Genomic DNA, 8,557 nt, shown 5'->3' on the forward strand with positions numbered 1-8,557 from the left:
CCCCCGGGTACACGCCCCCGCCGCCGAGCCGCTCCTTCCGGACGCGGTGCGACTTGCGGTAGACCTCGCGCGTCGCGGGCGTCGAGTAGTCGTAGGTGGTCACCGCGTTGTCGAGCGACAGGCCCGCCTTGCGCAGCAGCGCGTCCGCCCGGTCGAGGCAGTAGGCGTACTGGCCGACGAAGTCGCCGGGGCTGACGACGTCGCCCGACTCGTCCACCGGGACCATGGTCGGCAGGTGCACGGTGCCGTCGTGGCCCTCCCGGACCGGCGAGGGCACCCACGTCCCGGCGTCGCGCCGCTCGCTGGCGGCGAGCAGCTCGGCGCCGCCCCTGCGGACGGCGTGCAGCTCGACCTCCAGCAGCGCGGCGGACCGCACGAGCCGCTCCACGACCACGGTCGTCACGGTCGGCTGGTGCTCGCCGAAGACCTCCTTGCGGACCGCCGCCGCGGCCTCGTAGTCGGCCAGTCCGGCGATCGTGACGTTCTCCGTCACGTGCACGACGTCACCGGGGCCGTACCCGGCCGCCTCGATGATCGTCATGGTCTTCTGGTAGGCGGTGCGCGCCTGCTCGGCCATCGTCCCGGAGACGGTCATCTTCCCGACCGCCTCGTCGAACGCGGCGGACGTGTGCCCGGACGACCAGGCGCCCCCGTCCTCCGACAGCCCGAGGCAGAACGTGAACCCCTCGTAGGGGAACCACGGGAAGACGGCGGGCTTGATCGCTTGCAGTGTCATCGGTTCTCCTGCCGGTTGAACTGGGCGAGGCCGGCGGCGGCCTCCATGACGGCGGCGGCGTCTGGCTGGTCGCCGAGCGACTCGACGATCCGCGCGAACCCCTCCGCCTCGGCCGCCGGGACCCCGGCGGCGCCCGCGAACTTGGCGAGCAGCGCCGCGCGGTCGAGCGGGCGGTCGCCGCCGCCCGCGCTGCGCGGTACCGAGCCCGTCACCTCGCGGCCGCCGGCGAGGGTGATCGTGACGCGGCCGGGCGCGTCGGCGGCGACACCGGGCGGGCCGGTGACGTCCCAGCTGACGCGTGCGGCGAGCCGGGTCACCTCGGGGCGGGCGATCGAGGCGGGCTCGAACGTGTCCAGCGCCAGCCCGCCGTCGGTGATCAGCGCCGCGACCGTCCAGGGCAGCGAGAACTTCGCCGCGTACGGGGTCGCGGGCCGGGTCAGGTCGCGGGAGGTGTCGCAGACGGTCGGCGCCGAGTCCGGGTGGACCACGGCGTGGATGCTCGCGATCTCGTCCGGGTCGAGCCGCTCGCGCGCCATCGCGTCCAGGACCGCGTCGATCGTGGCGTGCGAGAGCTGGCACGCCGCGTACGGCTTGATGCCGATCCGGGTGGTCTCCCAGCGCTCGCCGAGCCCGGCCGTGATGGACGCCGGGTCGGCGGGCTTGCCGGACAGGGCGTCGAACACGCCGTGCGGCCCGTCGAAGACGGTCTCCGGGCCGGTCGCGCCCGCCGCCGCGAGCCGCGCCGCGACGATGCCGGACTGGGACGCGAACCCCGGGTGCAGCTGCTTGGTGGACGCGCCGGTGCCGAGGAAGGCGAGCAGGCCGCCCGCCTGGCTGCCCGCGATGCCGAGCGCGTTCGCCGCGCGCTCCGCGTCCAGGCCGAGGAGCCGCGCGGTGACCAGCGCGGACGAGAACACCCCGGCCACCATGGTCGCGTGCAGGCCGCGGGCGTGGAAGCCGTGCGGCGCGGCGGCCGCGACGCGGCACGCCGTCTCGTACCCGGCGACCGCCGCGAGCAGGATCTCCCGCCCGGACGCGCCGGTCTGCTGCCCGACGGCGAACGCGGCGGGCAGCACGACCGCGGTCGCGTGCACCAGCCCGCCCGCGTGCGTGTCGTCGAAGTCGAGGGCGTGCACCAGCGTGCCGTTCGCGAGCGCGGCGGCGGGCGCGGACAGCGCCTCGCCGGTGCCGAGCACCGCCGCCTCCGGCGGGCCGCCGAGCCCCCGCGCCACCTCGATCGCGGGGGCCGCCGCGCCCGTCCGGAGTGCGCCGAGCGCGGTGCCGAACCCGTCGAGCAGATGCCGTGCCGCGGCGGCGCTCACCGCCTCGGGCACCTCGGCCAGGCCGAGCGCCCAGGCGGCCAGCTCCCGTGCGGTCATCGTGACGCCGCCTCCGGCTCCGTGTCCGTGGACGCGGCGGGCGGGCTCTGCTCGACGGGCGCGTCACCGAACGCTCCCCCGGCCCGCAGCCGCTCCACCGTGGCGTCGTCATACCCGGCGATCTCGCGGACGACCAGGTCGAAGTCCTCGTTGCGGCGCGGCGCCCGGCGGTACTCGGGCGGCTCGGCGCCGACCCGGACCGGCGAGGCGAGCTGCTCCACCGTCCCGAACCGCGGGTGCTCGGTCGTCACCCGCAGCCCGCGGGCCTTGGTGTGCTCCTCCTCCATGGCCTGCGCGACGTCGTTGATGGGGCCGCAGGGGATGGACGCGGCGTAGAGCTGCTCCAGCCACTCGTCCACGGTCCGCTGCCGGAAGATCTCCTCCAGGAGCGGGATCAGCTTGTCCTTGTTGGTGCGCCGGTCGGCGAACGACCCGAAGCCGGACTCCGGCTCGGCCCACTCGGGGTGCCCGACGACGGAGGCCAGCCGCGTCCAGAACTTCTCCTTCGCGCAGCCGACGATGAACCAGCCGTCGCTCGCCTCGAACGCCTGGAACGGCACCAGCGACGGGTGCGCGGAGTGGCGCGTCCGCTCCGGGGTGAACCCGGCGTTCAGGTGCCACACCGCCGGGTAGGTCAGCAGCCCGACCGCGGTGTCGTACAGGCTGACGTCGCAGTCCATGCCGACGCCGTCGCGGCGCGCCGCGTGCAGCCCGGCCAGCAGCGAGATCGCGGCGACGAACCCGCCGGAGTAGTCGACCAGCGACAGCCCCGACTTGGTGGGCGGGCCGTCCGGCTCGCCGGTCAGGTCCATCCAGCCGGCGAGGCCCTGCAGGACGTAGTCGTAACCCGGCTCCTTGCTGCGCGGCCCGGTCATGCCGAACCCGGTCAGCGAGCAGCACACGATGGCGGGGTTCAGGTGCTTCAGGTCGTCGTAGGTGATCCCGATCTTCTTCGGGACGTCGCCGCGCAGGTTGGAGTACACGACGTCGGACACCTTCACCAGGTCCTCGAAGACGCGGCGGCCCGCGTCCGTCGACAGGTCGAGGGACAGGCTGCGCTTGTTGCGGTTGAACGTCTCGAAGAACAGGGAGTCCTCGTCCTCGCCGTACGGGGGGACGTAGCGGCCGACGTCGCCGCCGGACCGGGGCTCCTCGATCTTGATCACCTCGGCGCCGAGGTCCGCGAGGTGCACGCTGCCGAACGGGCCGGCGCCGTACTGCTCGACGGCGATGATCCTGACGTCTTCCAGCGGTTTCACGAAGCGCTCCCTGTGAGGTCGGGCAGCAGCGCCAGGAGCTCGTCCTGGGCCGCGCGGGTCTCGGCGGCGCTGAGGCCGTGGGTCGGCGGGCTGAGCTTCACCGAATCGGCGAGCCCCTCGTAGCCGGCGATGCGCTCGGCGACCTCGTCGCGCCCGCCCACCATCGTGAGCGCGTCGATCATCTCGGCGGAGACCGTCTCGGCGAGGTGCTCGGCACCGGTCCCCGCGCGGAACGCGTCGATCACGGCCTGCTGCTGCTCGGCCAGCCCGTGGAAGTCGAAGAAGTCGGCGTAGGTGCGGACGCTGGCGTAGAACCCGACCAGCCCGGAGACGCGGCGCAGCGCGGTGGCGCGGTCGTCCGACACCGAGCAGCACGCGGACACGACGACGTCGACGTCCGCGCGCTTCTTGCCCTCGGCGCGGGCGATGCCGGTCTCCAACTCCGGCAGCACCCGCTCGGCGAGGTAGCGCGGCGAGCACAGCTCGTGGCTGATCCAGCCGTCGCCGATCTCCCCCGCGAGGCGGGTCATCGCCGGGCCCATCGCGGCGAGGTGCACGGGGATGTCGGCGCGGCGGACGGCGAACGGGCGCTGGTAGCCGCGGATCCGCATCGGCTCCTCCTCGCCCGGCAGGTCGATCGGGTCGCCGGTGGTGCACGTCTCCCAGAAGGCGCGGACGTTGCGGACCACCTCCCGCATGTGCCGGACGGGCTTGCCGAACGGCACGTTGTGCCAGTCCTCGTTGAGCCGCTGCACGCCGGACCCGAGGCCGAGGATGAACCGGCCCTCGGACAGGTCGTCCAGGTCCAGCGCCTCCAGCGCGGTGATCATGGGGCTGCGGGTGAACGCGAGCGCGATGCCGGTGCCGATCCGCGCCCGCTCGGTCGCGGCGGCGAGCGCCGCGGCGGCGACGGTGGCGCTGCGGTGCAGCTCGGGCACCCAGATGACCTCGGCGCCGCCCGCCTCGGCGCGGCGGGCCGCGTCGGTCAGCTCCGCGAGCGTCTCCCCCCAGGGGGCGAAGGTGATCTTCATGCGCGCTCGTCCTCGGTGTCGAGGGTGAGCGGCTTCTTCGCCTCGGGGAACAGGTCGTTCAGCGGCTCGGCGCCCCGCTTGTAGACGTAGAAGGTGCGGCGGAAGGTGCAGACCTCGTCGCCGTCCTGGTTCAGGGTGCGGGTGCGGATGGTGACGATCCCGGCGTGCGGGCGGCTCGACGACTCGCGCTTCTCCAGCACGATCGACTCGCTGAACAGCGTGTCGCCGGCGAAGACCGGGTGGGGGAGCTTGATGTCCTCCCAGCCGAGGTTGGCGAACGCGTTCTGCGTGGTGTCGATGACGCTCTGCCCGACGGCGATCGCGACGGTGAGGGTGGACACGACCAGCGGCTTGCCGAACTCGGACTTCGCGGCGTACTCGCTGTTGAAGTGCATCTGGTTCGTGTTCATCGTCAGCAGCGTGAACCACGTGTTGTCGGTCTCGGTGACCGTGCGCCCGAGGGGGTGCCGGTAGACGTCGCCCACCTGGAAGTCCTCGTAGAACCGTCCGTTCCACCCGTCCTTGAGCGTCATGGCCGTCCTCTCGCATCGCACTGGGAGTCGTTAAAGTCAGACGTATTGATTCTAGGGCAAGTCCGCGGTCGATGTCCAAGCCGAGGCCGCCTCGCCATCGAGTCCCGTTACGGGCTGCACCTGCGCTTTTGCGGTGAGCGTGGCGCCGGACACAGGCAACGGCGGTCCAGCAGGTCACTCGCGAAACATCAGAGGTTTGCGGTCAGTCGTTCGCGAGGTGCAGTGCCGCCAGCGCGGCGTTGACGATCGCGCCGGGACGCAGGTCGTGCAGCTCGTACAGGTCCCGGATGCCGCCCGACTGGCCGAACTCGTCCACGCCCAGCGGAACCGCCGGCACGCCCAGCGCGGAGCCGAGCCACGACAGCGCGTGCGACGCCGCGTCCTGGACGGTCACGACCGGCGCCCGCTCGGCGAACGCGGCGCGCAGCACGCCCGGCCCCGGCCGCGCCGTCGCCGTGCGCACGCCCTGCCGCAGCCCGCCCTGCCACGCGCGGTAGAGCCGGCCCGCGGACGTGACGTCCACGACATGGGCGGCGACGCCCTCCTCGCCGAGCTCCTCGGCCGCCGCCAGGACCTCCGGCATGATCGCGCCCGACGCCGCGAGATGCACGACCGGGGCGCCCTCGTCCCGCAGCGCCGGCCGGTCGTGGTGCGCGTCCCGGAGGCGGTAGGCGCCCGCGAGCGCCTGCGCGCGCAGCTCGGCGTCGCCGAGCCGCTCCCGCGCGGCCTCGAACGGCGCCTGGTCGATCGGCCGGGTCGTCAGCCGGAAGTAGTACGCGCCCTCCGCGTCGTCCGACCCGCCGGGGTCGGCGGCGATCCGGCCGAGCGCGTCGCACAGCAGCCAGTCCAGCGCCGTGCCGTAGGCGGGCTCGACGAACGTGACGTCCGGCAGCTCGATCCCGACCGACGCCGTGATGGACGACTGGTGCGCGCCGCCCTCCGGGGCGAGGGAGATGCCCGACGGCGTGCCCGCCACCACGAACCGCGACCCCGAGTACGCCCCGTACAGGAAGGCGTCCAGGCCGCGCAGGACGAACGGGTCGTACACCGTGCCCACGGGCAGCAGCGGCTGGTCGGACAGGTCCCACGCCAGGCCGAGCTGCCCGAGCAGCAGGAACAGGTTCATCTCGGAGATGCCGAGCGGGATGTACTGGCCCGCCGGGTCCTCGGTCCAGCGCAGCGGGCCGTCCTGCGACCAGGTCCGGCGGCGGTCCGGGGAGAACACGCCGGTCTTGTTGATGAACCCGGCGAGGTTGGTGGACGTGGCGACGTCCGGGGCCGTCGTGACCAGGTAGGGGGCGACCTTCTCGTCCCGCGCCAGGTCGGTGAGCACCCGGCCGAAGACCTCCTGGGTGGAGGTGGGCTTCGCCGTCCGCACCCCCGTGGCGTCGGGCACCGCGATCCGCGGGCGGTCGGCACGCGGCGGCCGCCGCAGATGCTCGGCCCGCTTCTCCGCCCAGATCCCCGCCGGGGACTCCGGGTCGAGCCGGTCCCACTCGGTGTCGGAGGTGAGGCCCGTCCGGGTCCGCAGCTCGTCGATCTGGTCGCCGGTGAGCAGCGCCGAGTGGTTGCGGGCGCCGCCCGCGAGCGGGAGCCCCCAGCCCTTCACCGTGTAGGCGAAGATCACGCTCGGCTTGTCGCGGACCTCGTCGCACTCGGCGAGCGCCTCCAGCACCGCCTCCACGTCGTGCCCGCCCAGGTCGGTGACCAGCGGCCCCAGCTCCGCGTCGGGCACGTCCGCGACGAACTCGCCGACCTCCGCCGGCGCGCCGTCCAGGAAGCGCTCGCGCAGCTCGGCACCCTCCAGCCCGAACAGCGACTGGTACTGCTCGTTGGGCATGGCGTCGATCCACGATCGCAGGTGCTCGCCGCCGGGCCGCGCGAAGGCCCCCTGGAGGCGGCGGCCGTACTTGATCTCCACCACGTGCCATCCGGCGGCGGCGAAGTGCCCGCGCCACTGTCCGATGCGGACGCCCGGCACGATCCGGTCGAGGGACTGGCGGTTGAAGTCCACGATCCACACGACGTTGCCCAGCCCGGCCGCCGCGGGCTCGGCCACGGCCTCCCAGACGTTGCCCTCGTCGAGCTCCGCGTCCCCGATCAGCGCGATGAAGCGGGACTCCGGCCGCTCGCCGAAGTGGGCGTCGACGTACCGGCGGGTGAGCGAGGCGAACAGCGGCGCGGCGGCGCCGAGGCCGACCGACCCGGTGGAGAAGTCGACGGTGTCGGGGTCCTTCGTCCGGCTCGGGTACGACTGGAGCCCGCCGCGCGCCCGCAGCCGCGTCAGGTACGCGCGGTCCAGCCCCCCGAGCAGGTACTGGACGGCGTGGAAGGCGGGCGAGGCGTGCGGCTTGACCGCCACCCGGTCCGCCGGGTCGAGGTGCGCGAAGTACAGCGCGGTCATGGCGGTGACCAGCGAGGCGCTGGACGCCTGGTGGCCGCCGACCTTGATGCCGTCGCCGGTGTCGCGCTCGCGGTTCGCGGCGTCCACGATGCGCGTCGCGAGCCACAGCACGCGCCGCTGGATCTCGTCGAGGACGGTCGGTGTCGGGCCAGCTGGGAACGTCCCGGCCTCGGTCACGTCGTCACCTGCCTGATCGCGTCGGTTACTGCATCGTATATGTCCGATTTTTAGCTCAGAACCCGTCATGTGTCACCCCTGGTGTGCCGAAGCGGTGGAGTTGACGGGGTGGACGGTCCCGCGGATACTCGAACACGTTGATATGTCAGATATATGCCGGGCGGTGCCTCGCCCGAGGGGAGGGCGGCCCGTGCCGACGCTGGAGACCATGAGCCTCGACGTGACGGGCCGGGTGGCGCGCATCACGTTCACCCGCCCCGAGTCGATGAACAGCCTCACCGCCCGGGTGTTCGACGACCTGGAGGCCGCCATCGACGCGGCGGAGGCCGACCCGGACGTCCGCGTCCTCGTCATCGGCGGGACCGGCCGCGCGTTCAGCGTCGGCCTCGACCTCACCCTGCTGGACGAGGCGTTCGCCGACGCCGCCGTGTGGGAGCGCCTCGCCAAGCGCCTCGCCGCGCTCACCCTGAAGCTGGAGAGCCTGTCGATGCCGGTGATCGCCGCCGTCAACGGCCTCGCCCGCGCCGGCGGCTTCGAGCTGCTGCTGGCCTGCGACCTGGTGCTGATCGCCGACTCCGCCCGCATCGCCGACGCGCACGCCGAGTTCGGCGTCATCCCCGCCGGCGGCTCCACGGCGCGGCTGCCCCGCATCGTCGGCCGGCAGCGCGCCAGGGAGATCTTCCTCACCGGACGATGGATTCCCGCCGCCGAGGCCGTCGAACTCGGAATCGCCCTCAAATCCGTCCCCGCAGACGAACTGGACGCCGCCGTCACCGAGCTGGCGAACCGCCTCGCCGGCCAGTCCCGCGCCTGCATGGCCGCGATGAAGCGCCAGTTCGCCGCCGTCGAGGCCCTCCCGCTGGCGGAGGCGGTCGTCCCGGAGATCGAGGAGTTCGTCGCCTACACCACCCCGCCGGACTCCGACGGCCAGGAAGGCTTCCGCGCCTACCGCGAAAACCGCCCCCCGACCTGGGCCTAACAACCCCCACGAACCCGGTCGGGCGCGGCTCCGGGGGCCGCGCCCGACCGTCCCACGTC

At 73.4% G+C, this 8,557-nt stretch carries 7 protein-coding genes; 1 reads left to right on the plus strand and 6 read right to left on the minus strand.

All coding sequences use genetic code 11. The annotated features are described in order from the left end of the window. The 6 genes from E1200_RS27980 to E1200_RS28005 form a co-directional block, all read right to left on the minus strand. The coding region (locus E1200_RS27980; RefSeq protein WP_243708879.1) for a Rid family hydrolase at positions 1 to 736 on the minus strand (736 nt) is incomplete at its 3' end. After that, the gene (locus E1200_RS27985) at positions 733 to 2,115 is read right to left on the minus strand and encodes an MmgE/PrpD family protein (protein WP_131955077.1); all 1,383 of its coding nucleotides are present in this window, start codon (positions 2,113 to 2,115) and stop codon (positions 733 to 735) included. The genes E1200_RS27985 and E1200_RS27980, both read right to left, overlap by 4 nt. Next, entirely contained in the window at positions 2,112 to 3,374 is a 1,263-nt protein-coding gene (locus tag E1200_RS27990; protein WP_131955078.1) for a CoA transferase, read from the minus strand. The genes E1200_RS27985 and E1200_RS27990 overlap by 4 nt, the downstream gene beginning before the upstream one ends. Continuing rightward, positions 3,371 to 4,405 carry an LLM class flavin-dependent oxidoreductase gene (locus E1200_RS27995; RefSeq protein WP_131955079.1) on the minus strand — a complete coding sequence of 345 codons (1,035 nt, stop codon included), beginning with the start codon at positions 4,403 to 4,405 and terminating at the stop codon, positions 3,371 to 3,373. Before E1200_RS27995 ends, E1200_RS27990 begins: the two co-directional genes overlap by 4 nt. Further along, positions 4,402 to 4,938, minus strand: coding sequence for a MaoC family dehydratase (locus E1200_RS28000; protein WP_131955080.1), 537 nt, complete (start codon positions 4,936 to 4,938; stop codon positions 4,402 to 4,404). The genes E1200_RS27995 and E1200_RS28000 overlap by 4 nt, the downstream gene beginning before the upstream one ends. Positions 4,939 to 5,140: 202 nt before the next feature. Continuing rightward, positions 5,141 to 7,519, minus strand: a complete 2,379-nt coding sequence (locus E1200_RS28005) for a 1-deoxy-D-xylulose-5-phosphate synthase N-terminal domain-containing protein (RefSeq protein ID WP_207933572.1) — start codon at positions 7,517 to 7,519, stop codon at positions 5,141 to 5,143. A 190-nt stretch (positions 7,520 to 7,709) separates the two neighbouring features. On the opposite strand from E1200_RS28005, the gene E1200_RS28010 reads away from it, so the two are divergent. Further along, positions 7,710 to 8,498, plus strand: coding sequence for an enoyl-CoA hydratase/isomerase family protein (locus tag E1200_RS28010; protein ID WP_165950496.1), 789 nt, complete (start codon positions 7,710 to 7,712; stop codon positions 8,496 to 8,498). The last annotated feature ends 59 nt before the right edge of the window (positions 8,499 to 8,557 follow it).

The sequence above is a fragment of the Actinomadura sp. GC306 genome (assembly GCF_004348665.1).
In the GTDB taxonomy this organism is placed as follows: Bacteria; Actinomycetota; Actinomycetes; order Streptosporangiales; family Streptosporangiaceae; genus Spirillospora.